General features: G+C 62.9%; 21 protein-coding genes. 14 read left to right on the top strand and 7 right to left on the bottom strand.

The window, feature by feature from the left end:
• Nucleotides 1–145 precede the first annotated feature (145 nt).
• The 8 genes from QBJ92_RS04285 to QBJ92_RS04320 all read left to right on the top strand — a co-directional run bounded on the left by QBJ92_RS04285 (nt 146) and on the right by QBJ92_RS04320 (nt 7,155).
• A complete protein-coding gene (locus QBJ92_RS04285; RefSeq protein ID WP_277968481.1) occupies nt 146–1,339 on the top strand; it encodes an aromatic ring-hydroxylating oxygenase subunit alpha in 1,194 nt (397 codons plus the stop codon).
• Nucleotides 1,329–1,883 (top strand): aromatic-ring-hydroxylating dioxygenase subunit beta, encoded by a 555-nt coding sequence (locus QBJ92_RS04290; RefSeq protein WP_277968442.1) that lies wholly within the window; start codon nt 1,329–1,331, stop codon nt 1,881–1,883. Before QBJ92_RS04285 ends, QBJ92_RS04290 begins: the two co-directional genes overlap by 11 nt.
• A gap of 22 nt (nt 1,884–1,905) precedes the next feature.
• Complete coding sequence (locus QBJ92_RS04295; RefSeq protein WP_277968482.1) at nt 1,906–2,229, top strand: non-heme iron oxygenase ferredoxin subunit; 324 nt, start codon at nt 1,906–1,908, stop codon at nt 2,227–2,229.
• Nucleotides 2,226–3,455: an NAD(P)/FAD-dependent oxidoreductase gene (locus QBJ92_RS04300; protein ID WP_277968443.1), complete on the top strand. Its 1,230-nt coding sequence runs from the start codon at nt 2,226–2,228 to the stop codon at nt 3,453–3,455. The genes QBJ92_RS04295 and QBJ92_RS04300 overlap by 4 nt, the downstream gene beginning before the upstream one ends.
• The gene (gene hcaB / locus QBJ92_RS04305; protein WP_277968444.1) at nt 3,442–4,263 is read left to right on the top strand and encodes a 3-(cis-5,6-dihydroxycyclohexa-1,3-dien-1-yl)propanoate dehydrogenase; all 822 of its coding nucleotides are present in this window, start codon (nt 3,442–3,444) and stop codon (nt 4,261–4,263) included. The genes QBJ92_RS04300 and hcaB overlap by 14 nt, the downstream gene beginning before the upstream one ends.
• A 43-nt stretch (nt 4,264–4,306) precedes the next feature.
• Entirely contained in the window at nt 4,307–5,194 is an 888-nt protein-coding gene (locus tag QBJ92_RS04310) for a VOC family protein (RefSeq protein WP_277968445.1), read from the top strand.
• A 99-nt stretch (nt 5,195–5,293) separates the two neighbouring features.
• Nucleotides 5,294–6,070, top strand: coding sequence for an alpha/beta fold hydrolase (locus tag QBJ92_RS04315; RefSeq protein ID WP_277968446.1), 777 nt, complete (start codon nt 5,294–5,296; stop codon nt 6,068–6,070).
• A gap of 275 nt (nt 6,071–6,345) precedes the next feature.
• On the top strand, nt 6,346–7,155 hold the full coding sequence (locus tag QBJ92_RS04320) for an SIR2 family NAD-dependent protein deacylase (RefSeq protein WP_277968447.1): 810 nt from the start codon (nt 6,346–6,348) through the stop codon (nt 7,153–7,155).
• A 3-nt stretch (nt 7,156–7,158) separates the two neighbouring features.
• On the opposite strand, the gene QBJ92_RS04325 is transcribed toward QBJ92_RS04320, so the two are convergent.
• From QBJ92_RS04325 to QBJ92_RS04340, 4 genes are read right to left on the bottom strand one after another with little or no spacing between them, the layout of a single operon-like run.
• Nucleotides 7,159–7,968, bottom strand: a complete 810-nt coding sequence (locus tag QBJ92_RS04325) for an IclR family transcriptional regulator (RefSeq protein ID WP_277968448.1) — start codon at nt 7,966–7,968, stop codon at nt 7,159–7,161.
• Between the two features lie 60 nt (nt 7,969–8,028).
• Entirely contained in the window at nt 8,029–9,492 is a 1,464-nt protein-coding gene (locus QBJ92_RS04330) for an aldehyde dehydrogenase (RefSeq protein ID WP_277968449.1), read from the bottom strand.
• Between the two features lie 12 nt (nt 9,493–9,504).
• Nucleotides 9,505–10,305, bottom strand: a complete 801-nt coding sequence (locus QBJ92_RS04335; protein ID WP_277968450.1) for an aspartate dehydrogenase — start codon at nt 10,303–10,305, stop codon at nt 9,505–9,507.
• A gap of 2 nt (nt 10,306–10,307) precedes the next feature.
• Nucleotides 10,308–11,969 carry a thiamine pyrophosphate-binding protein gene (locus QBJ92_RS04340; protein WP_277968451.1) on the bottom strand — a complete coding sequence of 554 codons (1,662 nt, stop codon included), beginning with the start codon at nt 11,967–11,969 and terminating at the stop codon, nt 10,308–10,310.
• A gap of 197 nt (nt 11,970–12,166) precedes the next feature.
• On the opposite strand from QBJ92_RS04340, the gene QBJ92_RS04345 reads away from it, so the two are divergent.
• Nucleotides 12,167–13,324, top strand: a complete 1,158-nt coding sequence (locus tag QBJ92_RS04345) for an FAD-dependent monooxygenase (protein WP_277968452.1) — start codon at nt 12,167–12,169, stop codon at nt 13,322–13,324.
• Nucleotides 13,325–13,781: 457 nt separating this feature from the next.
• Complete coding sequence (locus tag QBJ92_RS04350) at nt 13,782–16,109, top strand: TonB-dependent receptor (RefSeq protein ID WP_277968453.1); 2,328 nt, start codon at nt 13,782–13,784, stop codon at nt 16,107–16,109.
• Between the two features lie 165 nt (nt 16,110–16,274).
• On the opposite strand, the gene QBJ92_RS04355 is transcribed toward QBJ92_RS04350, so the two are convergent.
• Complete coding sequence (locus QBJ92_RS04355; RefSeq protein WP_277968454.1) at nt 16,275–18,407, bottom strand: TonB-dependent siderophore receptor; 2,133 nt, start codon at nt 18,405–18,407, stop codon at nt 16,275–16,277.
• 102 nt (nt 18,408–18,509) lie between these two features.
• On the opposite strand from QBJ92_RS04355, the gene QBJ92_RS04360 reads away from it, so the two are divergent.
• The 4 genes from QBJ92_RS04360 to QBJ92_RS04375 are packed head-to-tail and all read left to right on the top strand — an operon-like array spanning nt 18,510 to nt 22,915.
• Nucleotides 18,510–20,672, top strand: coding sequence for a TonB-dependent siderophore receptor (locus QBJ92_RS04360; RefSeq protein WP_277968455.1), 2,163 nt, complete (start codon nt 18,510–18,512; stop codon nt 20,670–20,672).
• Nucleotide 20,673: 1 nt separating this feature from the next.
• Entirely contained in the window at nt 20,674–20,988 is a 315-nt protein-coding gene (locus QBJ92_RS04365; protein ID WP_277968456.1) for a hypothetical protein, read from the top strand.
• Nucleotides 20,985–22,556, top strand: coding sequence for a PepSY-associated TM helix domain-containing protein (locus tag QBJ92_RS04370; RefSeq protein ID WP_277968457.1), 1,572 nt, complete (start codon nt 20,985–20,987; stop codon nt 22,554–22,556). Before QBJ92_RS04365 ends, QBJ92_RS04370 begins: the two co-directional genes overlap by 4 nt.
• Nucleotides 22,553–22,915, top strand: a complete 363-nt coding sequence (locus tag QBJ92_RS04375) for a DUF3325 domain-containing protein (protein ID WP_277968458.1) — start codon at nt 22,553–22,555, stop codon at nt 22,913–22,915. The genes QBJ92_RS04370 and QBJ92_RS04375 overlap by 4 nt, the downstream gene beginning before the upstream one ends.
• Here the strand turns inward: QBJ92_RS04375 and QBJ92_RS04380 are convergent.
• Both QBJ92_RS04380 and QBJ92_RS04385 read right to left on the bottom strand, forming a co-directional pair.
• Nucleotides 22,851–24,923: an alpha/beta hydrolase family protein gene (locus QBJ92_RS04380; protein ID WP_277968459.1), complete on the bottom strand. Its 2,073-nt coding sequence runs from the start codon at nt 24,921–24,923 to the stop codon at nt 22,851–22,853. The two genes, QBJ92_RS04375 and QBJ92_RS04380, sit on opposite strands and share 65 nt — an antisense overlap.
• A gap of 146 nt (nt 24,924–25,069) precedes the next feature.
• Entirely contained in the window at nt 25,070–26,032 is a 963-nt protein-coding gene (locus QBJ92_RS04385) for an alpha/beta hydrolase (protein WP_277968460.1), read from the bottom strand.
• Between the last annotated feature and the right edge of the window lie 97 nt (nt 26,033–26,129).

The following is a 26,129-nucleotide window of genomic DNA, read 5'->3' on the forward strand; positions in this document are numbered from 1 at the left end:
GAAGGTTAGTGGACGATCAATCGATCTTGAGGAAAAGATCCGAAACCTCGTCCAGCCGGATGCCGGCGTAATCCACGCCTCGGTCTACTCGGATCCCGAAATCTATCAGCTCGAGCTCGAACGAATCTTCGCGCGGAGCTGGATCATGCTTTGCCCGGACTCGCAGATTCCGAACAGCGGCGACTATTTCGTCGCTTATATGGGCGAAGATCCCGTAATCGTCGTCCGCCAGGCGGACGGCACGATCGCGGCCTTTCTCAACCAGTGCCGCCACCGCGGCGCCACGCTGTGTCGCGGGGAATCCGGCAACACCCGCAATTTCACCTGCACCTATCATGGTTGGACGTACGACACGGCCGGCACCCTCACCAACGTTCCACGGGAAGAATTCTCGTACAAGGAACCGCTCGATCGCAAGAAATGGAGCGCGCGCCGTGTGCCGCAGGTCGAGGTCCATCACGGGCTTGTCTTTGGCAACTGGGACGAAAACGCGCCGGACTTCCGCACCTCGCTTGGTGACGCTGCGCTGTATTTCGACCTTAACTTCGGTCGAACCGAAGGCGGCATGGCAGCGTATGGCGGTGTGTATAAATGGCGGGTGCAGTGCAATTGGAAGCTGGGCGCCGAACAGCTGACCAGCGACAATTTTCACTTCATGACCTCTCACTCGTCCGCGATCACAGCCCTGATCGAAGGCGAAGCCCCGCCCTTCGATGGGGAGCCAGGCCGTATTTTCACCAGCGTCGAGGGGCATGGCGGCGGTTTCCTAGCGGGCCAGGAGGCGTTCGTTGCGCAGTTGATGACGACAACCGGTCAGATCGGTGCGGACTATATCACCCAGATCGAACAGCCCGGCGTCGCCGCCAAATTCGGTCAACAATGGGCCGATTTCTACCCGGTCTACTGCAACTTCTTCCCGACTTTCGGCTATCTGCACGCCAATCGCCGCATCAATGTGTGGATTCCGCGCGGCCCCAACGAGATGGAGATCTGGGCCTGGGTTCTGTACGATCGCAACTCGCCCGAGGAAGTCGTCGAACTGCGCAGCAAAGTGACGGCGATGACGTTCGGTCCCGCTGGCATCTTCGAGCAGGACGATAGCGCCAACTGGGTGGATATCCAGCGGCCGCTGAGCGGGGCGATCGCGCGCACGTCCGAACTGAACATGCAGATGGGCGGCTATCAGTCGTACGACGACTGGCCGGGTCTCACCGGCCCGGATTTGACGGAAGTATCGGCCCGCAACTTCTACGCCCGCTGGCTGGAGTTGGTGACGAAGCCGAACGAAGCGCTGGAAGCCGGCGCCACAAAGCAGGAGGTTCTCGCAAATGTCCGCTGAAGCCGCCGTAGCGCTGGATGCGCCGATCGACATCGAAAGTGATCCGCTGCGCCTGCAATGGGAAATCGAGCAGTTCTATTATCACGAAGCCTGCATTCTGGATGATCGCCAGTATAACGACTGGCTCGACCTGATGGCGGAAGACATCGTGTATCAGATGCCGCTGCGGATCGATCGTACCCGGCGCGACGAACGTCGCTTCAAGTCGGGCGACGAGATCATGATCTTCGACGACAACAAGAAGCGGATGGCAACGCGGGTAAAGCGCCTGCTGTCCGGCACCGCTTGGTCCGATGACCCCCGCGCCCGCGCGCGGCACATGATTTCCAACGTCCAGATCGCCGCCGGCGACCAGCCGGACGAGATCAAGGTGACGTCGGCGTTCCTCGTCTACATCTCACGGATGGATGAACCGCCGTCGCTGTTCTCCGGCCGGCGCAATGATGTGCTGCGGCTCACGGGGGATGGCTGGCGGATCGCCGGACGGTTGGTGACGGGGGACCAGTCGGTCATCGCGTCCAACAACCTCGTGCTGTTCTTTTGATCGCGGTGCGGACGTGATCGACATGCAGTGGCTGGAAGTTACCGGGGGCGATGATCTCGCGATCGACGATGTGATGCGCATCGAATCTGCAGCGGGTCCGATCGCCGTGTATCGGCTGGAGGACGGGTATTTTGCGACGCAGGACATCTGCACCCATGCAGTGGCTTCGTTGGCGGAAGGGTTTGTTGAAGACGGGCGGATCGAATGCCCGCTGCATGCGGGCACCTTCTGCATCCGCACCGGCAAGGCGCGCACCCTGCCCGCGACCATTCCGCTCACGACCTATCCCGTGCGCGTCGACGACGGTCGCATCCTGGTCGGTGTGCCCGATGGGACAGACACATGATCGGCACCATTGTCATCATCGGGGCCAGTGCGGCCGGCGTGGCGGCCGCCATGACTTTGCGAGATGAAGGGCATATCGGCGACATCGTCCTGATCGGTGCGGAAGAACAGCTGCCCTATGATCGGCCGGCGGTGTCGAAGGAACTGCTGCTGGCTGGGACGGTCCCGCCGATCCTGACGGCGGATCGCTATGCCGAGCTTCGGATCGATCTGCGTCTCGGCGTTACGGTGACCGCAATCGATCTGACCGGCGGGCGCGTGCTGCTCGGCGAAGACGAGTCCATCACGTTCGACCGGCTCCTGGTGGCAACCGGCGGCAAGCCCCGACATCTGCCCGTGCCGGGCGCAGAATTGGACGGGCTGCATTATGTCCGCAACGCGCGCGATGGCCTGGCCATCCATACCGGACTACGGCCCGGCATGCGCGTTGCGGTGATCGGTGGCGGATTGATCGGCGCGGAAGTGGCGGCGAGCGCTGCTCAGGCGGGGTGCGAAGTCGACTGGATCGAGGCGGAAGATCGCTGCCTTGCACGCGTCCTGCCGGCACCCCTGGCCGACGCGATGATGGCGGTGCACCGCGGCCATGGTGTCCGCATCCACAGCAACGCAGCCGTGGTCCGCCTGCATGGCGATACTGCGGTCGAAGCGGTGGAGTTGCACGACGGCCGCCAGATCGCGGTGGACATCGTGGTCGTCGGGATCGGCATCGTGCCGGAAACCGCGCTTGCGGAAGCCGCCGGACTGGCCGTCGACAACGGCATTCTGGTCGATCCGTTTTGCGCCACGTCGGTGCCGGGGGTCTATGCTGCCGGCGACGTGGCGCGGCATCAGTCGCGCTATATGCCAGTCGCTGGTCGGCTGGAGCATTGGCGTAACGCCCAGCAACAGGGCGCCGCAGCAGCCCGCGCGATGCTTGGCCGTGGCGAGCCCTATCACGAGCTCCCGTGGTTCTGGACGGATCAATATACGCATCACCTCGAAGGCTGCGGCCTTGCGCGCCCGGGCGACGAAGCGGTGCTGCGTGGCGATCCGGCTTCGGGAAGCGCCACCGTGTTCCACCTCCGCGACGGCGCGCTGGTCGCTGCCGTTACGCTCAACCGCGCGAACGATGTTCGCGGCGCCATGAGGCTTATCGAACGCGGCGTAACGCCATCGCACGACGTGCTGAGCGACCCCACGCAGGATCTGCATAAACTAGGTAAGGAACGTGTTCGTGGCGCAGCTTGACGGTCAATCTGTCCTCATCACCGGCGGTGCCTCGGGCCTCGGCCGCGCGATCGCCGCGCGTTTCCTCGAGGAAGGCGCATCGGTGACCCTCCTCGATATGAACGCAGAAGCGCTTAACGCGCTGGCAGGCGATCGGGTTGCGACGATCACCGGCGACGTGCGCAGCCTGGCGGCAAACCAGGCGGCGGTGGACCTTGCCTGCGAACGCTTCGGTAAGCTCGACTGCCTGATCGCGAACGCCGGCATCTGGGATTATAATGCCGCGCTGGTCGATATCGCCGATGACGTGCTCGAACAGGCGTTCGATGAGCTCTTCGCGATCAACACCAAGGGCTATTTCTTCGCGCTGAAGGCCGCCATCCCGGCATTGGTGCGCAGCCGCGGCAGCGTCGTCATGACGCTGAGCAACGCCGCTTTCTATCCCGGCGGCGGTGGGACCATCTACACTGCAACCAAACACGCCAATCTCTGTCTGATGCGCCAGGCGGCGCACGAACTGGCGCCATTTGTCCGCGTCAATGCAGTCGCCCCGGGCGCCATCTCTACCAACCTGCGCGGCCCCGCCGCGCTGGGCCAGTCGGACAAGTCCATCGACGCATTCCCGCTGGCGGATTGGCTGGAGGTCGGCGTGCCACTCGCCCGACTTCCCGACGTCAGCGAATATGTCGGCCCCTATTTGCTGCTCGCCTCGCGTCGCGATGGCGCCGCAGCGACAGGGACGGTCATTCATGTCGACGGCGGAATCGGCGTGCGAGGCCTCGCCGCCGTCGCGGGGGGTCATGGCTTGGCGAAGCGGTTCGATCCCTGAGTTCCGCCAACACCCCATTCCCCTCGATCACAGGAGAGCACCATTGTCACAGATCCGCACCCTAGGTTACCTGGCGTTCGAAACCGTCAAATTTGATGAATGGAAGCATTTCGCGACGGAGATCCTCGGTCTCCAGATCGGCGAAGAGCTGGCCGATGGCACGCTGGTACTGCGCAACGACAGCTATCAGGCCCGCATCTTTCTCAAGCCGGGGCCGAGCGAAGACATTCTCTACGCCGGCTGGGAAACCACCAAGCTCGAGGATCTTCAGTCGCTGCGTGAAAGCCTGCAGGCGTCGGGCGTCGCCGTCACCGACGGCACGCCTGAAGAAGCCAAGGAGCGGCGCGTCCTGTCGTTCTTCCATTTCAAGGATGCCGACGGCAACCGCGTCGAGGCCTTTTACGGTGCGACAGAAGTTCGGCACGATCCGTTCCAGTCGCCCAAAAGCGTCGGCTTCCTGACCGGTGAGCAGGGCCTTGGCCATATCGTGCTGGGGACCGACGACTATGACGCTCAGGTCAAGTTCTACCAGAAGACGCTGGACTTCAAGATCAGCGATTATAACGATCTGGCCCTGCCGGATCGCATCGCACACCTAACCTTCTTCCACGTCAACAGCCGCCACCATTCGCTGGCCCTCGGCAACTGGCCCCTGCCGCGCCGCTTCAACCATTTGATGCTTGAGGTGACCACGCTCGACGCAGTCGGCTTTGCCCTGGATCGTGCAAAGAAGGCGGGCGCGCATATCCTGATGGATCTGGGTCGTCACTCCAACGACAACGTCGTTTCCTTCTACGTGCTCACACCGTCAGGATGGGCGATCGAGTTCGGCTGGGGCAGCCTCAGCGTGGACGATGAGACGTGGCACGTCACGCACCACACGGAACCGAGCGTCTGGGGTCACAAGTTCAATCCGCCCGCGCGCCATTGATCCGCCCCCTACCCCTTTCGACGAAAAGAGAACACCATGACGGTCTCAACCCATACGGCTGAAAGCACGTCCCGCACGATCGAGGTGCAGGGCACCACGATGCACTATCACGAAGCGGGATCGGGCCCGGTGCTGGTTCTACTGCACGGCACCGCGCCCGGCGCTTCAGCATGGGGCAATTTCGGTTCCAATCTGCCTGTTTATGCGGAGAAATATCGCGTCCTGGCGATCGACCTGCCGCATTGTGGCAAATCCGGCAAACCGGCCAACGGTTATATGGACGTCGCCTGGTACGCGACCGTCATCATCGACATGCTCGACGCGATGGGGATTCCATCCGCGCATTTCCTCGGCAATTCCGTGGGCGGCAGCGTCTCCATCGAAGTCGCGCTGGCGCGGCCGGAAATCGTCGATCGCCTGATCTTGATGGGAACGGCGGGATCGCTGCCAATGTTCTCGCCGCTTCCGACCGAAGGCGCGCGGAACATGACGGAGTTTTACAAGGACGAACCAACCAAGGAAAAACTGGAACGCATCCTGCGCGGCATGGTGTTCGACCAGGACCGGATCACGCCGGAAATGGTCGAACGCCGCTTCGAGGCTTCCGTCGCACGCGAACTGCTGGTGCATTCGAAGCCGAACCTGGATTGGATGCGGACGTTGTGGCGCCGTGCCGGCGACATCCCCCACAAGACGCTGCTTATCTACGGCCGCGACGACCGGGTAGTACCGTGGGATACGGCGTTAATCCTGTTGCGTCTTATGCCGAACGCGGATCTGCACGTCTTTTCGCAATGCGGGCATTGGGCGCAGGTCGAGCGCGCTGACGAGTTTAACCGACTGGTTGAAACCTTCCTGTCCGACGAGACCGCCTGACCGGACCAAGTCTCGCCTGCCTCGCAGAGCCCTATGCCCCCCAAGGCTGGCATAGGGCTTTGCCGCACTGTCGCCGCGCACATGACTTCTACGAAATGGGAAGCCTTCGTGATCCTTATGACCGAGCTGATCCTTGCCGCCCGGGCCGATGCGGTGACATCTACCTCTTGCCTAAACCCGCCCCTAAACACCCGTCCTACGGGGTTGACGAACCCACAGGATGGTCGGATCGTGCCGGGCATGTTCAGCCTCGGCTCGTTTTTGATCCGCGCCGCATGACGTCGCTCGCAAAGCTCGCCAACGCCGTTCGCGATCGACGCGCGATCCTGTTCGCGGGCGCAGGCGTGTCGATGAGCGTCGGCCTGCCCTCCTGGGCTGAGTTGATCGATCACATGCGCAGCGAACTCGGACTGATGGACCAGCCGGGCAACTGGAGTTATCAAACGCTGGCCGAATATTACCGGCTACAGCACGGGAGCATCGGCCCATTGCGCAGCTGGATGGACCGCACCTGGAGCGTATCGGCTGACCGTGTAGCGGAATCGCGTATCCACGAACTCATCGTCCAGCTCGATTTCCCGATCATCTACACGACCAATTACGACAATAATCTGGAAATCGCGTATCAGATCCACGGCAAGCCGTTCGCGAAGGTCGCCAACACCAGCGACATCGTCAACGCCGATGTCGGCCAGCCGCAGATCGTCAAATTCCACGGCGATTTCGATGACGATGAATCGCTGGTCATCGCCGAGACCGACTATTTTAAGCGGCTCGCATTCGAGACACCGCTCGATACCAAGTTCAAGGCCGATGCGCTCGGTCGCACGCTGATCTTCGTCGGTTACAGCATGTCGGACCTGAACATCCGGCTGACCCTGTATCGCATGTGGCAGACCTGGCGGGATTCAGGCCGCGAACGCGATCGCCCCTCGTCCTTCGTGTTCACCGCCAAGGAAGATCCTGTGCAGGATGCGGTGCTGGAACAATGGGGAATCACCGTGCTCCACGAAAAGGGCGAGGATCCCGCCGCATCGATGCTAGCGTTCTTGACCAAGCTCAAAGCCGCCGTTGACGAGGGCTGACCCTCAGGCCGCCTCCATCTTGCGATAGCCCATGCCGCGCGAGATCTCTGCAGCCGCGGCTTCAACCGCACTGCGCACGGTGGTAGAAAAGTTTTCCCGGTCATAGGTGGTGATCGGGCAGCTTACCGAAATTGCCGCTTCCAGCTTGCCGCTGGCCCCAAACACGGGCGCGGCAACGCTCGCCACGTCGCGGTCAAAGAAGCCCCAGCTGACCACGCTGGTTTCGCGCCGGGCGCGTTCGACCAGATCAACCAGAGCACCGATGCTGTCCGGCGTCTCCGGCGTGAACGTCTGGAAATTATAGGATTCGTACAGCGCCACGACCTCGGACAGCGGCAGGCCGGTCAACAACACGCGGCCCGGTGCCGTGGCATGGGCAGGCAGCCGGGTGCCCACCGTCATTGCGCTGATCAGCGACGTGTTTCCCTGGAACCGGGCGACATAGACGACTTCCCAACCTTCGCGCACGGCAAGATGGGTGGAGGTCTGCGTGTCATCGCGCAACTTCCGGAGGATCGGCGTGGCGACTTCGATAAGGTCCTTGCCCGCCAGGAAACTGTACCCCAACTCCAACACGCGCGACCCGAGTTGATACCGCCGAGAATCCTGTCCGCGCCGCAGAAAACCGCAGGCCTCCAGCGTGTAAACGATCCGAAACGCGCTCGAACGGGTGACGCTGGCATGCCGCGCCATCTCGGCGATAGTTTGCTCCTGCCGATCGCGAGTGAACGACTGCAGCATCTGCAGCCCGCGCGCCAGGCCGGGCACGATGTACCGCTCATCCAGCGCATCGGGTTGTTCTTCGTCAGACATCGGGAGCCCTCTTATCCTTCAGTCCAGCCTATACCGATGCGCCAGCAAACCACAATTGGTTCACGCCCAAGGCAAAGGCGAAGGATCCAACCCGACATAGACGCTTTTTTGCTGCATGTGGGCCCGGATCCCGTCCCGCCCCTTTTCGCGACCAAGACCGCTGTCTTTCCAGCCACCAAACGGCGTCGAAATGCTGAATTGCTTATACGTGTTGATCCACACCGTCCCGACTTCCAACTGCCGGGCGAGCGCATAGGCGCGGGGAAAGTTCTGGGTCCAGATCCCAGCGGCCAGACCATAAACACTGTCATTCGCCTGGGCGATGAGGTCGGCCTCGTCGTCGAACGGCATTATCACCAGTACCGGCCCGAACACTTCCTCGCGACAGATCGCGGCGTCGTTGGTGACGCCAGCCAGGATTGTCGGGAGATAATAGGCGCCATTGTCATACAGCGCGCCTTCCGGTCGACCGCCGCCGCACAGCAACGTTGCCCCGTCCGCCAAAGCGCGCTCGACAAAGTCTGCGACGGTGTCGCGGTGAAGGGTGGAGACGAGCGGTGCGACCTGCGTATCCGGCGCGGTACCCGGCCCAACTCGCAGCGCCTTGGTCCGTTCAACGAGGCGCGGCACGAACGCGTCATAAAGCGATCGTGCGACAAACAGGCGAGACCCGGCGATGCAGGATTGGCCGGATGAGCTGAAGATCCCAAACAGAATGCCGGCGATCGCCTGGTCGATGTCCGCATCGGGCAGTACAATCGTCGGCGATTTGCCGCCCAACTCGAGCGAAACCGGCATCAGCTTTTCGGCAGCAGCAGCGGCGATACGACGACCGGTGGCGGTACCTCCAGTAAACAGGATCTTGCCCACTCCGGGGTGGCGGACGATCGCTTCTCCGATGATGCGCCCCGGCCCCGGCAACACCGACAGCAACCCCTTGGGCAGCCCTTGGGCGGCGATAATGCCTGCCAGATGAAGCGACACAAGCGACGTCCATTCCGCTGGCTTCAGCACCACCGCATTGCCCGCAGCGAGCGCGGGCGCGATCTTTTGCGCGTCACTGGCAATCGGCGAGTTCCACGGCGTGATCGCGCCGATCACGCCGATTGGTTCGTGCAAGGACAGCGTCAAATAGCGTCCGCGCGGGCTGGTCAGGCTTTCGTCCATGGTTTCCAGCGCTGCGGCGAAGTAGCGGAACGTGCTTGCAGCGGAGAGCGCCAGCGCCCGCGTTTCGGCGCGCGACTTTCCGGTATCGGCCGTCTGCAATACGGAAATCGTGTCGACATCGGCCTCGATCGCGTCGCCAATCCGGGTAAGGATGCGGGCACGCTGGTGGGGCAACATTGCGCGCCATTCGGGATCGGCGACAGCGCGCTGACCTGCGGCGACCGCGTCCTTCACGTCGTCCACGCCGGCGGTACCATAACGGGTGACAACGCTGCCATCGGCGGGATTGATGCTATCGACCAAGCCGCCCCGGCCGGTGCGCCAATCGCCGCCGACGAAGATCTTCGTGAAGTCCATGCCCGTTTCCGATCAGATGACGATGGGGGAAGCCATGCCCGAAAGCAGTCGAGCGATGCTGTGCGCCGTCAGCGCCGAAGTCTTTGGATTGGCTCGCGAGGGTTCCCCGCAAATGCTGATCTCGAAGCGGCCATCGCCGCCCTCGAACATCAGCTCGTGGACGTTCTTGGCTACATTCGGATCGGCCACGAGTTCGACCTCGGTCTGATCGAAACCGATCCCGGCCAACGCGATCGTCGCCGCCACGTTGGAATTCTTCGGGTATTTTAGCGCCGCCTGCCGCGCATTGCCGACGTAAAACGTGGCCGGCGCCTGCAGGTTCGACAAGTCCACCAGTTCCTCGGCCGGGGTTCCAGCCCAGGCCATCGGCGGTTTGCGTCCGATATACCGTACACGCGACAGCCCCCCCAGCCGTGCCGCGGCCAGCGCGTCGATCCCGGCCATCGCCCCCGCGGCAAGAATGACCCGGCTGCCGCCATCGTCCGCCGCGGTGCGCAACCGTGCCAGCAACGCATCGTCGGCAAGCGATCCGATGGAAACGACCATCAGTGGAATCCCCGCGCGCAGGACCGCCTCGCCAAATTCGGACACGGCGCTGTGACCGGCGCATTCCACCACGATGTCCGGTCGGGCAGCAACCAGCGCTGCCACATCCTCCACGATCGGGCGATCGCCATCCAGCACGAACGGTCGCGTCAGGATCGCCACAGTACGATACGGCACATCGCCGCATGCGGTCAGCGCTTCGCGAACCGAATGCGCAATGCCACCGTCACCAATGAAACCGATGCCAAGGGGGGGACGGGCCGACATGGTCACTTCGCCAGCTTGGGAGGGCCTGCGAAGCGCACGGGATACGGCCCGATCGCCACCATATCGACTTCAATGATAGCCGCGCCGGGCTTGGACCGTGCCCGCGCCAGCGCAGCGGCCACGTCGCCCACGTCGCTAACCTTCTCATGCCGCAACCCCATAGCGACGGCGAGTGCGCCGAAGTCGGGGATCAGGATGTTGGAGAACAACTTGCGCGCGCCATACTCCACGTCCTGGATATTGCGGATCACGCCATATCCCAGGTCGTTCATCAGGATCAGCGTCACGTCCGGCTGCTCTTGCGCCAGCGTCATCAATTCACCCAGACACAGGCTGAGACCGCCATCGCCGGACAACGCGAACGCGCCCGCCGGAGAAGCCAACGCCGCACCGATCGCCATCGGCAATCCCTGGCCGATGCCGCCGCCCACTGCGTGAACGCCGGCGCGCGAGTGGCCGACGCGAAGATAGCGGTTCCCCCAGGTGCTATTCGAAATGGTGACGTCGCGCACCCATGCCGCCTCGGCGGGGATGGCCGCCTGCACGGCATCGACCAATTCGGCATAGTCGCCCAGGCCGGCGCGCAGGTTCGCCGGCATGGCTTCGCGCGCGGCGGTGATCTTGGCGACGAACGCGGGTTCGATTTCCAGCCCTTCCGCCGCCGCGTCGACCAGCCCAGCCAGCGCAGTGCGCACATCGCCGTGTACGAACAGGTCGTTGCTATAGGTGCGACCATCAGCCGTTACATCGCAATCGATCACTGCGACACGCGCCGGCAGGCGCAGCTTGTAGGTCCAGGTTTCGTTGCCGCGGAGCCGCGATCCTGCGACGATCAGCAAGTCCGCCTCTTCATACAGAGCCTGGATCTGCGGAGTGCAATTGAACGCGCCCAGCGACAACGGATGCATTTCAGGCACGATGCCCCGGCCGTTGGTCGACGTGACGATCGGCACACCCAAATCGGCGAGCTGCGTCGCTTCGGCTTCCGCCCCACGCGCACCACCGCCCAGCAGCACCATCGGGCGCCGGGCTGCACGCAGCATGGCCGCCAGCGCATCGATATCGCTCTGCGCGGTCGGCAGCACGCGCCGTTCGATTTCGGGCAGGACGGCGGGAACCGACATCAATGCCGCCTGCACGTCCACCGGAATCTCGATGCTGACCGGGCCGGTCGGCGCGGAAAGCGCGACCGTCGCGGCTTCCACCATCGTCGCCACCAGTTCGTCTGGCGAGCTGATCCGGAATGCCGCCTTGGAAATCGCTTGCAGCATTTCCAACTGGCGCGGCGCTTCGTGAATATAGGCACGGTCCCGGTCGAGATGCTCGAGTTCGACCTGGCCTGTGATGTGCATTACCGGCGATCCGGCAGTCAAGGCTTCGACCATGGCGCCGGCCGCATTGCCTGCCGCGGTGCCAGTGCTGGTGAACGCCACGCCCAGCGAGCCCGACACCCGCGCATAGGCATCCGCCATGTTCAAGCCGCCCGCTTCCCCGCGCGCCGCCACAAAGCGGATATTGTCGCGCACGCCCAGCGGATCCAGAATGGGCATGTTGTGGATGCTGATCACGCCAAAAGCGTAGGTCACGCCCCAATGTTCGAGCAGGCGCACGATGACCTCGCCCACGCTAGCCTGCTCAGCCTGTGCTTCTATCGTGGGGTTCATTTCAGTCTCGACGTTGATCATTTCTAACCTTGCTTCTGCGGGAAGACGCGAGCGCGCACGTTCTACCAAGGTTGACCTGGCAGTAGCGGCTGACCGCAGGCGTCCCGATCGATGAGGTGATTTCGATCTATCGCTTGTTTATATGTGAGGCAAGTGGTTTAAATGAGAACATGACCCACAGGTTGGAGTTTGGATCTATGCATTCGACTAAAAGCGTCCTGGTGATTGGCGGCGGCATTGCCGGGGCAGCGCTCGCAATCGCGCTTGCCCGCGAGAACATCGAGCCCACACTGGTCGAGAAACAGGCGGTGTGGCAGCCCTCGAGCTCGGGCATTTTCGTCTATGCCAACGGGCTGGCGGCGCTGGACCGCATCGGCGTCCTTGCCGACATTCTGGACGCTGGCTGGTCGAGCGAAGACGGCGTCAATCCGTATTACAACGCCGATGGGACATCGATTGTCTCAACCGTCTATCCCCGCATCGGCGGCAGTCATGTCCCGCCGATCCTCGGCATCAAGCGCTCCGAAATGCACCGCGTTCTGGCAGCGGCGCTGGAGTCGCATCGCGTTCCGATTCGACTCGGCACCGTCGTCGAACAGATCGACGATGCTGGCGATCACGTTTCAGTGGCATTTTCCGACGGAAGCGTCGGTCGCTATGACGCCGTGATTGGCGCGGATGGCATCCGTTCCGCCACCAGAACGAAGCTTTACGGCGCGATTGAACCCAGTTTTTCCGGCTTTGGCGTATGGCGCAGCATCCACCGGAAGCCGGCAGCAATCACCAATAAAATCATGATGATGGGCGTTGGCAAACGGTTGGGCATCATGCCGATCAGCAATGATATGCTGTATGTTTTCGCCACCGCGAACGAGACCAAGGATCGCTACTACGATCCCGCGACGCTTCACACCGAAATGGTGGCCAAATTCGGCGAGTTCGAAGGGCCGGCCGCGCCCCTCCTCGCCGAGATCCAGCGCCCCGAACAGGTACTCTATACGGCAGTCGAGGAGATGCGGTTACCGATGCCGTGGAACAAGGGTCGCACCCTGTTAATCGGGGATGCCGCGCACGCCTCCTCCCCGTTCATGGGCCAAGGCGGTGCCATGGCCCTGGAAGATGCGGTCGTCCTGGCAGAGATGCTGGGGCAGGCAACCGACATTCCCGCCTGTCTTGCCGCCTTCTACGAGCGTCGAGTCGAACGCTGCACTTTCGTCCAGGAAGAGTCGCGCAAGGTCGGTGAGCGCGGTGGCCAGGAAGATGCCGCTGCATGCGTTCGCAGGAACGAAGGAATGAAGCTCAACGCGCAAGCCGCAGTGGACAGCTTCTACACCCGAATGGCCGAACCGATCTGATCGTTGTCCGGGCTTTTCAAAGCTTTTCGACGCTCGACTCAACAGGCCTGACATAGTTCGCATTACAACAGATGTTTCACCTACAAATAATCGAGACAGCCGAAATGGCGTGATGTCGATACGGCCAGAGGTCGGGAGTGGAGCGCGAAATGAGAGCACGAGGAGGCATTTCGGAAACCTTGCGGCAGCGGCGTGCCGTGGCCTGTTCCGTCATTTTCCAGCGACCGGCAAAGGCCGGCAACAAACGCACCATCCCGACAGGCCTTCATACTCCCGCAGGAGGAAGCGACGGGCGGCACGACCAGAGCGTGCGCGGCTCGACGGACTTCGTATTCGACCGGCAGGTTGATCCCGAATATCAGGACAACCCTGCCCCACGGTTCGCACGCTTACGCGCGAACGCTTTCTCGGCTCCGCGCGTCCTGCGCAGCCGACTACACTAAAGAGGGGGAAGGCTATGACCTATATATCCTGCAACTTCCGGACGAACCTGCTGCTCGCGGCGTCGTCCGCCGTTCTGCTATGGTCGGTACCATCCGTAGCGCAGACTGCGCCCGCACTAGATCAGGCCGCACCGGAGCCGACAGCCGCGGCCTCCCTCGCGCCCGTTCAAGGAAACAGCGACGACATCATCGTCACCGCGGACAAGCGCGAGTCCAGCGTGCAACGGGTGCCAATCGCAATCACCGCGATTTCCGGTGAATCGCTCGCCAAAGCCGGCATCATCCAGATTGCAAGTCTCGCAACGAGCATCCCGAGCTTCAACTACAGCGAAATTCTGGGTTCGGCGAAACTCAACATCCGCGGGATCGGCTTCAGCAACACGGCCGCCGGTGCCGAAGGCAGTGTCGCGTACAACCTCAACGATGTGTACGTTTCCCGCCCAGCCGCCCAGATCGGCAATTTCTACGATGTCAGCCGCGTCGAAGTTCTCCGCGGCCCGCAGGGAACGCTGTATGGCCGCAACGCCACCGGCGGCGCGGTGAACATCTACACCAACCGGCCGACCAATTCGTGGTCCGGTTACGGCCAGGTCTCGTACGGCAATTACAACGACCTGATCGCCGAGGGTGCGGTGGGCGGACCCGTTACTGATACGCTCGGCATTCGTATGGCCGTGTTCAGCCAGACCCGCGATGGCTATGGCAAAAACATCGTCACCGGCAACGACGTCAACAACGTCAGGAGCCGCAGCGCGCGCTTGACCGCGCTCTGGCGCCCTGCCCCCAACCTCGCCATCACCGTCATCGGCGATATTGGTCGGCAGAAGGACAACTCAAGTCAGCCAAACTTGATCGGCGCGCGCGGTCTGACCGGCGAAGTCGGCGTCACCGGACAGCCGCTGTTGGGCGTTGCTCTGGGCGGGGTCGCCCTCCAGCGCAGCTACAACGTCGCGAACGACATGGATACGCGGTACGACCGGAAAACCGGCGGCGTGGTGGTTGACGCGAAACTCGATCTCGGTGCATTTTCGATTAGGTCGGTCAGCGCATGGCGCCACACCGACGTCTATTTGAACGCCGATATCGACTCGACCAGTGCACCAATTGCACGGGCGATCACCAACGAGAAGTCGGATACCTATTCGCAGGAACTCAACGTCAACTACACCGGGAACCGGTTTGACGTCACGACCGGCGCCTATTTCTTCGCAGAGGATCTGTTCGGCACGCAATGGTCGCCAGCCAACGCTGCTGTTTTTGGCTTCCCTTATGTTCCAGGAACCTATGTCGGCACTTATGCCGCCGGCGGAAACCTCAAGACACGCGGTGTCGCGGTCTTCGGCCAGGGCTCGTACCACGCCACGGATCGCCTGACTCTTATCGTCGGCGCGCGGTACAGCACGGAAAAGAAAACGGACGACGATCTCTACACCGATTTCGTCCGGTCGGGGGCGTTCCTGGCACCGGCCGATCTCAACAATCCGAAGCTGCCCTTTGCTGCCCCTAACCGCGTTTCGGCACGCTTCAATTCGTTCACGCCGAAGTTCGGCGTGAACTTCCAGGTCAACCCGCAGACCTTACTCTACGCGTCGGTGTCAAAGGGCTTCAAGGCGGGCCTGTTCAATCTGGGCGGTACACAGGTGATCCCGACGAGCACGGGCGTGATCCTGTCGAACCCTGCGGTGAAACCGGAATCGGTCTGGGCCTATGAAGCGGGCCTGAAGGTACGCGGTCTTTCCAACCGGTTGCGGCTCAATCTCGCCGGCTTCTACTACGACTATTCCGATCTCCAGTTGTCAAAACTGGTCGGCACCGCGGCACAACTGACCAACGCCGCAGCGGCGCGGATTTATGGCGTAGAGGCGGAAGCCAACTTCGATCCTACCCCCGAACTGCGCTTCAATCTCAATGGAAGCTGGATGCACGCGCGCTTCACGGACTTCTTCAACACCGATCCGGGACGGCCGTCGCTCGGGCTGCTCGATCTGTCGGGGAACCGGATGCCGCAAGCGCCCGACTTCACCGCCAACGCCGGCGTGGAATACCGGATCGCCATCGCCCATGGGACGATCGTGCCACGGGTACAGGGCAACTGGTCGTCGAAGGTCTTTTTCGACGAATTCAACGTCGCCGCAATCTCGCAGCCGTCGTTCGGCAAGGCCGATGTGTCGCTCGCCTATGAGGCGGTGGCCGGATACAAGATCATCGGATTCATCAACAACATCACGAACGAAAAGACCGCCGACACCGCATATCAGTCGGTTGCGTTGACCGGTTACCCGATCAACGGCGTCCTTGCTCCGCCGCGCACCTACGGTGTTCGCCTGCGCTACAGCTTCTGACCCACCCTCTGTTGGATGGATAAGCTCATCCAACAGAGGCCGTTTTGCTCAACGCGTGGCAGACCAAAGTCAGGGCCATTATTCCCGGTCGGAACCACGGTCTTCCGTGGATCCGACCGGGACATCCGCGCGGGAGTGGTAAGCGGCTGCCGCCTAACGACGTTACTACCAAGCGACGCGCGCGCTCAGCGACCCGTTGATACCCTCACCGACATTCGTCTGTGTCCAATATTTCGCATTCAGCATGTTGTTCACATTGCCGACAAAGGTCACCGTGCGACCGCCGATTCCCGTCTCATACTGAAAACCAGCGTTTGCAAGCGTGAGCGCCGGGATGAACAGGAGATTCCGATCGTCGGTCGGCGCCTTGCCGAAATAGCGGACATTGGCGTGCAGGCTGAACCCCTGAATGGCAGCGACGTGATATTCGCCGTTACCAACGATCTGCCATTTCGATGCACCGCCGGGAATATGGCCGAGTAGGTTTTCGTTGCCCGCAGACACGTCGCGAATCGTCGGATCGAGATGGACGGCGCCCAGTCCCAGCTTCAGGTCCGACGTCACGCGATATCCGGCGATCGCTTCCACGCCCTTGTATACCGTCAGTCCGTCCTGGGTCAGTCGGCGCGCCCCTGCAACGATGCTGTCGATCGTGTTCGCGCGTTCGATGCGGAAGGCGGCAGTGGTCAGGCTCAGCGCGCGATGTTCGTATTTCGCCCCTACCTCATATTGCCGGCTGATCGTCGCCTTCAGCACTTCGCCGACATTGGCATATTCGCCGCCGACGCGGCTGCCCGGCTCCATGGCCTCGACAAAGCTGCCATAGATCGAGAGGAACGGCACAGGCTTGTAGATCAGCGCGACCGTCGGCGTCACGGCCGAAGTACGATAGCCCGAGTCTGTTGTCGTATCCGCGTCAAGGTCGAACAGCCGGTAGCGGGTGTAGCGCGCGCCAAGCATCGCCTGGACATGATCGCCCAGATGCACTGTATCACTCAGGAACAGTGCCTCCTGCCGGTCCCGTGACGGCGACACATCCGTGCCGAACCGAATGGTGCGGGTCACGCGGAACGGCTGGTCTTGGTAGATATTGCCGTTGAAATCGTTGCCCCAGTGATAGTCGGTCAGCCCGAATTTGGTAGGGCTGCTCTGATACGCCGCCCCGGCGACGAGTTCGTGGCGCAGCGGACCGGTCGTGAAAGCACCCTGGATCATCGCCTGGGCGAAATGATTCCTGTCCAGTTGGGCGAAATTATAGGCGTTCCCCTCATAATCCCCCGCCTGATTCAGCATGTAGACGAACATCTTGTTCGAATGATGCAGCTTGCTGGTATAGCCGTAGGTCAGCTTTGCCGACCAGCCATCGGCAAAAGACCAGTGCAGCCCGGTCGCGGTCGACAGCGTTTTGGTTCGGTAGAAACTGTTGGCAATGTTCAGCTTGCCATAATCATAGCTGACCTTCGGCAGGACGGTATCGGCATAGCCGCTCCAATAGACCTGGAACGGTTCGTGCCGCAGGTCGCTATCCTCGTAGGTCGCGGTCGCATACCAGTTCAGCTTGGAGCTGACGGCATATTCCAGCGCGAGCGACCCCACCAGGCGATTGACCCCGGCCCTATTGTAGGCCGTACCCTTTTCCCCAGCCAGGTTGAGGCGATAGCCCAGCTTGCCATCCTTGCTCAACGGACCGCCCGCATCGATCCGGCCGTAAAAGATGCTGTTGGTGCGATAACCGATTTCCGTGGTCAGCAGCGGGGCTGCGGTCGGCCGCTTGGTGCGATAGCTGATGACCCCGCCCGGCGAACCGAAGCCGTACATGAAACCGGTCAGGCCTTTCAGCGCCGTCACGCTCTCGATCGGCTCCAGCGGGAAATCGCCGCCCCAGTACAGCAGCAGCGGGACGTCATCGATATAGTAGTTGCGCACGCCCAGTCCGCGGATTTGCGCGCCCCACCAGTTGGTCGTCCCGGCCGGTGCGGATGACGACACCGACGGGTCGTTGACGAAGATCTGCGCGATGCTGTTGGCTTGTCGCTTGGCGATATCGTCCTTGTCTACGACCGTGATCGAATATGGCGTGTCCAAGAGGGTTTTTGGACCCAGGGCGCCGCCCTCCGTGACCCTGCCCTGACCGTCGTCGGACTTCAGGCCGGTCACGACGATGTCGGATTTCTCCTCTTGCGCGTCGCGCGGATTAACTTCCTGCGGAGGATCGAGGCTGAGCGCATGTGCCGCCGGACACAGCGACACGCCTGCTAGGATCGATGCTGACAGAAGTGATCCGACAAATGTGCACATGACGTTGTCCCCCAAAGATTGAAGCCGCCCGCTATTTGCATTGCTATTGCGAGTCAATCTCAACTGTGCGTATAGGCTCCTCACGAATGACAGGGGGACACGTTGAAAAAGATTGTTGCGCGGACGACCGGAGCCGTGCTGTTCGCGTCGACGCTCGATCTGCCAGCGGACGCGTGGGCGCAGACGGCATCCGAGGCGGAAGAGAAGCAAAACGACATCATCGTCACGGCACACCAAGTCGGCGGAGCGTTGATCGCGTCCAAGGCGGAGATACCGCCTCTGGAAACCGCGCAGGCGATCTCGAGCGTGTCGCAACAGACGTTGCGCGACCGTGGCGTGCTGCGGCTCGGCGACGCGTTGGCGGGGGTTGCCGGCGTCTCGCGCAACAACACCTACGGTTTTTTCGACGGCTTCAACATCCGCGGGTTCAACGCCTCGTCGGGTGCAACCTATCTCGACGGTCTGCTCGACGATACCGGTATGGGCACGTCCGAAATGACCGGGCTGGAACGGATCGAGGTGGTCAAGGGGCCGGCCTCCGGCCTGTTCGGACAGGGGCCGTTATCCGGCATCGTCAACCTCGTCAGCAAGCGTCCGCAGGACCAAGCCTTCCTCGATATCGGGGCCAGCGCCGGGTCTTATGACCTGGTAGAATTGCGGGCCGACGCGAACGGCCCGCTGACACGCGACGGCACCGTTACGGCGAGGCTGGCAGGGATCTACCGCAATCAGGATTTCTTCGTGCAGTCCTCGGGCCAGAAACGGATCTTCCTCGCTCCCTCACTCAGTTGGAAAATCGCGCCGAGCACGACGCTGACTTTGCTGGCCCGCTATCAGAAGGATGATATCCGGCCATGGTCGCCTACCACGGCCTATGGCACCGCCCTGCCCAATCCCAACGGACCGCTGCCGATCGACCTGTCGATCAATGACACCGCGTATCCCGCCAAGCAAAAGAACGATTACTGGAACGTTGGTTACGTCGTCGATCACCGGATCGGTAGCACGATCGTGCTCCACCAGTCGCTGCGCTATCAGGATTTCCATAATGGCTGGGACAATTGGCTGTTCGTCACCGGCATCAACGCGCTGGCCGTTCCGGCGACTGCCACCACCCCTGCGATCCCCGCATACCGGCGGGTCAGCCGGGCCTTTTACGGGCCATATGAGGAGAACGGCACCTATTTCCGGGTCGACACCAACGCCAGCGCGCGTTTCAACACCGGACCGCTGAACCACTATGTCCTGACCGGTGTCGATTACGGAAGTCGCAAGGCGGACAACATCAATCTCTACGACACCAGCAAGCCTTATTATCTTGATCTGTATGCGCCGGTCTATGGCACGGTCAGCAACCATAATCCGGCAGTTCCCACGTCCAGTGCAGGTAGCCGAACCAAGCAACTGGGGTTTTACGTCCAGGATCACATCAAGCTCGGCGAGGCTCTGGCAGTCACGGTCGGCGGTCGCTGGGACGATGCTTCGGCGATCAATCTGAATGGCGGCGTACCCGGTCCGAAAACCAGCGCGAGAGCGTTTAGCCCGCGCGCTGGCGCGACGCTGGCGCTGAACGACTGGTCGTCGCTTTATGTGAACTATTCCAAATCCTTCACTCCGCAATTCAGTTACCGCGACGTCAACCAGCGCGTGCTGCCGCCCGAACGCGGCGTCAATTACGAAGGCGGGGTGAAGGTCGCGCGCGGCGACGGCCGGTTGACTGGCATGCTGACCCTCTTCTCGCTGACCCGCACCAATGTCGCCACGGCCGATGCGGTGCTGCCCAACGTCTATGTCCTAACCGGGGAACAGCGCACGCGCGGCATCGAGGCGGAAGGCGCATGGCGACCGGCACGTGGCATCGACCTTACTGCTGCTTATACCTATCTCGACGCGAAGGTGACCGCCGACAACCGGCTGCGCGTCGGATCCAGGCTCGGTAGCGTTCCTCGCCACATCGTCGATCTCTGGGCGCGCTACACGATCCAGGATGGCCCGCTGGCCAAACTGGGTGCTGGCGCAGGCGTTCATCATGAAAGCAACCGCGTTGCCAGTACGGCATCGGCCGTGCCGGGGGCGACGGAGCCCTTCTATCTCGATGGCTATGCCCTGGTCGACGGTGCGCTCTTTTACGGTTTCGGCGATTGGTCGGCACAGGCCAATGTTCGCAACATCTTCAACGCACGCTATTTCCCCACCGCCTCGCTGACCCGCACGACGCCGGGCGAACCGCGGAGCGTCCAGGTCGCACTCCAGCGGCACTTCTGACATGGCACGTAAACGGATCGCAGCCCCGGAGAGCCTTGCCGCCCGGATCAGCCTGCCCCTGCGCATCCTGGGCGCGATCGTCGGCGGCTATGGCGTCACGTCGCTTGCAGTCGCCTGCCTCGCGCGGATCCTGCCGATGCGCGCGGCCGAGGCCAGCGTCGCCGCCACCCTCGCGTCGTTTGCCATCTATGCCGGTATCATCGTCGCGATCTTCTCCGCCCGCTCGGTGTTGCGCATCTGGCTGTGGCTAATGGCTGCCGCGCTTCTGCTGGGCGCCGCCCTCTACTGGTCCATTCTGACGGGAGGTCGATTGTGAAGAACGGTTTTCGCCAATCGATGGCGGCGCTGCACACCTGGACGGGACTGTTGTTCGGCTGGCTGCTGTTCGCGATGTTCGTCACCGGCACCGCCGCCTATTTTCAGGAAGAGATCAGCCGGTGGATGCGGCCCGAGGTAGTCGCCACCGCCGCCCCGGCGCCGGCGACGCAGGCCGCAATCGCCTGGCTGCAAAAAACCCAACCGGACGCGGACAGCTGGTTCATCACCCCGCCATCCGCGCGCAACCCTGCGACGGAGGTCTTTTGGCAACCCCGGACGGTGGAAGGCGAGCAGCATGCCCGGCGCCGCCGGAACGACACCAGCGCAACGCTCGACGGGATTGGACGTGTCGTTACAACGCGCGAGACGCGCGGCGGCTTCTTTCTGTACCGCTTCCATTTCGACCTGCATTATATGCCGGTGTTGTGGGCGCGATATCTGGTCGGTGCCGCCGCGATGTTCATGCTCGTCGCGATCCTGTCCGGAATCATCACGCACAAGAAGATCTTTGCCGATTTTTTCATGCTGCGCTTCGGCAAGGGGCAACGCAGTTGGCTCGACGTGCATAACGTCACGGCGGTGTTCGCTCTGCCCTTCTATTTGATGATCACCTATACCGGGCTGGTCACGTTGGCGACGCTGTACATGCCATGGGGGATCGCCGCCAATTACGCGTCCCCCGAGACTTTCTTCGCCGAGGTGTTTCCGAACGGCGGAGAGACGCAACGGACCGGCACTGCCGCGGCGATGGTACCCATCGGACCACTGATGGCAGTCGCGACACGGGAATGGGCCGGGGCGGCAGTGGGCTCGGTCCAGATTGCCAATCCGAACGACGTCAGCGCGACCATTACGCTCCGCCGTGCGGCGGACACCGCCATCGGCGCGCGCGGTGAAAGCATGGTCTTTGCCGGTGCCACGGGCAGGATGATACGCGGCGGCGCGCCAGAAGGCGGCGCAATGGCCACCCAAAGTGTGATGATCGGGCTTCATGCCGGTCGCTACGCCGGCTGGGGTCTGCGCTGGCTCTACTTCTTGTCGGGCATCGGCGGAACGATCATGGTCGGCAGCGGGCTCGTCCTATGGACGGTGAAGCGCCGCGCGAAGCTGCCAGACCCCACCCGTCCGCATTTCGGTTTCCGCCTCGTAGAACGGCTCAACATCGCCGCGATCGCTGGTCTACCGGCAGGCATCGCTGCCTATTTCCTCGCCAACCGGCTGCTGCCGACCGGCATGACGGCGCGCGCAGAATGGGAGATCCACAGTCTCTTCCTGACATGGGCAGCCGTGCTGCTCTGGGCGATCGCCCGGCCCTACCGTCGCGCCTGGATAGAAAGCCTCGCGCTGGCCGCCGGCCTGTTCGCATCGGTGCCAGTGGTGAATGCCCTAACCGTCTCGCGCAACATGCTGACCGGCATGATGACGGGCGACTGGCTGTTCGTCGCCTTTGACATCGCGATGCTCCTATTTGCCCTTGGCTTCGGCTGGGCAGCGCGCAAGGCGTCGACGGTCAATGCCAAACCCGCTCGCGGCATGCGCACCATGCAGAACATGGCGGCAGCATGATCCACGCCCTGGCTATCATTGTCGCGGTTGTCGGATTCGCCTGCCTTTGCGCGGCCATGGTGCGACACCAAAAGGACCTTCTCGGCCACGCGCTGGCCGTTCGATCCGCGCGACGGCTTCGCATCGCTGGCGCACTCTCCCTGCTATTCGCGCTCGCGGTGGACATGATCGTCCTCGGTAGCGGCTACGGCGCGGTGGCGTGGTGCGGCCACTTGACGGCAGGTGCCGCACTCGTGCTGATCGGGCTCAACCGAAAGATCGCACGCGACAACCGCCGCATCCTACGCGCGAACGTCAGGGTTTCGGCGCCACATCGCCCCCCGCGCCGGTACGATACCGATCGAACCACGCAAGAATAGCCGACGCCTTCGCCGCCGATTGCGACGGACGCGCCGTAAAGCCTCCGTGGCTCGCGCCGGGAACCTTGACCAGTGCGGTCGGCACGCCGCGGATCTGGAGCGCTGCGTAATATTGCTCCGATTCCGAGACCGGCGTACGATAATCATCGCTGCCCACCACGACCAGCGTCGGTGTCTTCACGTTGCCGACGAGGCTCAGCGGCGAACGGTTCCAGTAGCTCATCGGGTCTTCCCACGGCAGCTTGGTGAACCAGTAGCGCGAAGTGAACAGCGTATTGTCCATCGTCAGCGCCTCGCTCGCCCAGTTGATGACGGGCTTCTGCGTCGCCGCAGCCTTGAACCGGTTGGTCTTTCCGACGATCCACGCGGTCAGCACGCCGCCGCCCGATCCGCCCGTGACGAACAGATTGTCGGGATCGGCCGTGCCATCCGCGATCGCGGCATCGACCGCGGCGATCAGGTCGTCATAATCGGCGGATGGATATTTCTTGTCGATCAGATTGGCAAACTCGGCCCCGTAGGAGGTCGACCCGCGCGGATTGGTCCATAGCACCGCATAACCCGCCGCCGCGTACAATTGCACGTCGGTCGCGAAGCTCGGGCCATACGCACTGTTCGGGCCGCCGTGGATCTCCAGGATCAACGGCAGGCGTTTCCCGGCAGGTCGGCCCGGCGGGGTTGCGATCCACGCGTCGATCGACCGGCCATCCGGTGCCGTCACCGCGATCTTGCGCACCGGCGCGAGCGCCTTCGCTGCCGCCAATCCGGCGTTGAGCTGGGTCAGGCGACGGGCCTTGCCACCGCTCGATACCCAGACGTCCGCCGGCGCGCTCGCATCGCCGCCGGTATAGGCGATCATGCCGTTGCGCGAGACGGAGAATTCGCCGCCGGTATAGGGTCGGTCGAGCCCGTCGCCCCCGACGTTGTCGACCAGCGGCGTTACACGCCCGTCCAGACCGATCCGCGCGACCTTGCGCTGTCCGCGGTCGTCGTAACTGGCGAACAGGCTGCGACCGTCCGCCGCCCAGGCGGCATCCTCTATCCCGCGATCGAGCGTCGCGGTCAGCGACTTTGCACCGCCAGCGTTGCGATCGCCGATGTAAAGTTGCGTGTTTTCATAACTACGCCGCTTGTCGTCAAACCCGATCCAAGCGATCCGCGCTCCGTCCGGGGAGACGATCGGCTTCGCGTCGGGGCCGTCACGACTGGTCAGCGTCCGCAAAGCGCCGCTGGCCACGTCCACCGCGATCACGTCGGAGTTCATCACTTGCCGATCGGCCTCGGGCCCGCGAATCGCCGCGAACACGATCGATCGGCCATCCGGCGTCCACGATAGTGGGCCGCCGTCGTCGAACGCGCCGAACGTCAGCTGACGCGCCGCGCCGCCGTCCGCCGCCACAACGAACAGATGGTCGCGGCCCGGCTTGACGTAACCGGGTCCGTCGTTGCGATAGTTGATCCGGTCGATCACCGTCAGCGGCTCCGCCCATTTTGCGCCCTCCGGCTTGGGCGGCGCCTTGCCGAGCGTCGTCGCTTCGCCCGCAACCGTTGCGACATAGGCAAGCTGTCCCCCATCGGGCGACCACGCCAGCGCCTGCGGATCGCCGGGGAAGCTCGTCACGCGCGCGCTGCTCCCAGACGACAGCCACCGAACGAACAATTGCGATCGATCCCCGTCGGCGGCGGCATAAGCGACGCGTGTACCATCCGGAGACCAGCGCGGGTTCGATCCCTGTGTCGCGAACGGCGTCTGCCGCCCCGAAGCCACATCGATCAGCCACAGCGACGACTGCATCCGGTCGGTCATCACATCGGCGCTGCGCCGGACGTAGATGATCGTGCGGCCATCCGGGCTGATCTGCGGGTCCGCCGCGATCGCGAGGCCAAACAGGTCCGCGCCGGTGAACGCCCGCGTCGGCGCCTCCGCAGGCGACGCATTCTGTTGTTGCTGTGCGATTCCGGCGGCGGGGGTCGCGACGATGAGGGCGATAGCAAGGGACAGGCGCATGCGGGTCTCCGGATAGATCGACCGCAGTCATGCCCGATCGCGTGCCCTATGCAAGGGTGTGGCGAGATCCGCCGTTCGACGGTCGCGGGCACCACGCCATCCGGACCGAAACGGTGCCAACCGCGCGAACGGTCGGCACCTGTCCGTCAGGCGGCGGGCTTCAGATAGCCGTGCATGTCGAGCCAACGCGCGAACGCGTCGAACCAACCGGTGCTCGTCGTCGTCTTCTTGTACATGCCGAACCCGTGACCACCCTGTTCGAACAGGTGGAACTCGACCGGACGCTTGGCGGCGCGCCAGCTGTCGATCAGCCCGAACCCGGCGTTGCCGAACAGCGGATCATCCGCCGCCAGCGCGACGAACAGCGGCGGCGCGTCCGCGGGCACCGTCATCGGAGTGACCGGCCCGTAGATATCGCCGATGAACGCGGGTTTCGCGTCCTGGCCGACCATCGTCGTCGCCATCGTCAGCATGGCGCCCGCCGAGAAGCCGACCATCCCGATCCGGTCACGATCGACATGCCACTCGCCCGCCCGCTTCCGCACTAGCGCAAACGCCGCGCGCGCATCCGCGATTTGCGGGGCGAGGTTCGCCATCATCGCTTCGGGGCTTGGCCGCGGAGGACGGGGACCGGCGCCCGGACCCGACCCACGCTGGAACGCGGCCATGTCCTCGGGGGTCTGGTTGAGCCGATACTTCAACACGAACGCGGCGACGCCCTTTGCCGCAAGCGCACGGGCGACGTCCCAGCCCTCATTCTCCATTGACAGGGTCTGGAAGCCACCACCCGGCGCCACGATCACCGCCGCCCCGGTCGCCTTGGCGGGATCGGGCAGGAACGGGGTAAGCGTCGCGACCGTCACGTTCCGCGCGAACACGCTGCCATATTGGCTATGCCAGGCTTCCGGCGCCTTGGCGTTCGGCAAGGTCCCGGTCCCCAATTCGATCGCGGACGGCTGTGCCGGGATCGGGATGCCCGCCATCTTGTCGGATTGCGCCTGCAGCGGCGCTGCCAGCGCAACCGCGGCAGCGATGCTGCACGTCGCAAGACAGCTGCGAACCGGCCTGCCGAACCAATGTGACGCAAGAATACCTTGTGCAGATTTCATCATCGCTCTCCCGTGTTTATCGTTCTTTCGAGCGAGCCTATCGGTACCGTTACCATGGTGCAATACGGGCATCGCAAAAAGTTCATTTCGTGTAGCC

The sequence above is a fragment of the Sphingomonas echinoides genome (assembly GCF_029623395.1).
GTDB lineage: Bacteria > Pseudomonadota > Alphaproteobacteria > Sphingomonadales > Sphingomonadaceae > Sphingomonas > Sphingomonas echinoides_A.

What these genes read in the sequence shown, in the direction of transcription:
- QBJ92_RS04290 (WP_277968442.1), top strand. Translation starts at nt 1,329, where the DNA reads ATGTCCGCTGAAGCCGCCGTAGCGCTGGATGCGCCGATCGACATCGAA.
- QBJ92_RS04350 (WP_277968453.1), top strand. Translation starts at nt 13,782, where the DNA reads ATGACCTATATATCCTGCAACTTCCGGACGAACCTGCTGCTCGCGGCG.
- QBJ92_RS04340 (WP_277968451.1), bottom strand. Translation starts at nt 11,969, where the DNA reads ATGAACCCCACGATAGAAGCACAGGCTGAGCAGGCTAGCGTGGGCGAG.
- QBJ92_RS04330 (WP_277968449.1), bottom strand. Translation starts at nt 9,492, where the DNA reads ATGGACTTCACGAAGATCTTCGTCGGCGGCGATTGGCGCACCGGCCGG.
- QBJ92_RS04380 (WP_277968459.1), bottom strand. Translation starts at nt 24,923, where the DNA reads ATGCGCCTGTCCCTTGCTATCGCCCTCATCGTCGCGACCCCCGCCGCC.
- QBJ92_RS04335 (WP_277968450.1), bottom strand. Translation starts at nt 10,305, where the DNA reads ATGTCGGCCCGTCCCCCCCTTGGCATCGGTTTCATTGGTGACGGTGGC.
- QBJ92_RS04300 (WP_277968443.1), top strand. Translation starts at nt 2,226, where the DNA reads ATGATCGGCACCATTGTCATCATCGGGGCCAGTGCGGCCGGCGTGGCG.
- QBJ92_RS04325 (WP_277968448.1), bottom strand. Translation starts at nt 7,968, where the DNA reads ATGTCTGACGAAGAACAACCCGATGCGCTGGATGAGCGGTACATCGTG.
- QBJ92_RS04285 (WP_277968481.1), top strand. Translation starts at nt 146, where the DNA reads ATGCTTTGCCCGGACTCGCAGATTCCGAACAGCGGCGACTATTTCGTC.
- QBJ92_RS04295 (WP_277968482.1), top strand. Translation starts at nt 1,906, where the DNA reads ATGCAGTGGCTGGAAGTTACCGGGGGCGATGATCTCGCGATCGACGAT.
- QBJ92_RS04345 (WP_277968452.1), top strand. Translation starts at nt 12,167, where the DNA reads ATGCATTCGACTAAAAGCGTCCTGGTGATTGGCGGCGGCATTGCCGGG.
- QBJ92_RS04385 (WP_277968460.1), bottom strand. Translation starts at nt 26,032, where the DNA reads ATGAAATCTGCACAAGGTATTCTTGCGTCACATTGGTTCGGCAGGCCG.
- QBJ92_RS04355 (WP_277968454.1), bottom strand. Translation starts at nt 18,407, where the DNA reads ATGTGCACATTTGTCGGATCACTTCTGTCAGCATCGATCCTAGCAGGC.
- QBJ92_RS04320 (WP_277968447.1), top strand. Translation starts at nt 6,346, where the DNA reads ATGACGTCGCTCGCAAAGCTCGCCAACGCCGTTCGCGATCGACGCGCG.
- QBJ92_RS04315 (WP_277968446.1), top strand. Translation starts at nt 5,294, where the DNA reads ATGCACTATCACGAAGCGGGATCGGGCCCGGTGCTGGTTCTACTGCAC.
- QBJ92_RS04365 (WP_277968456.1), top strand. Translation starts at nt 20,674, where the DNA reads ATGGCACGTAAACGGATCGCAGCCCCGGAGAGCCTTGCCGCCCGGATC.
- QBJ92_RS04375 (WP_277968458.1), top strand. Translation starts at nt 22,553, where the DNA reads ATGATCCACGCCCTGGCTATCATTGTCGCGGTTGTCGGATTCGCCTGC.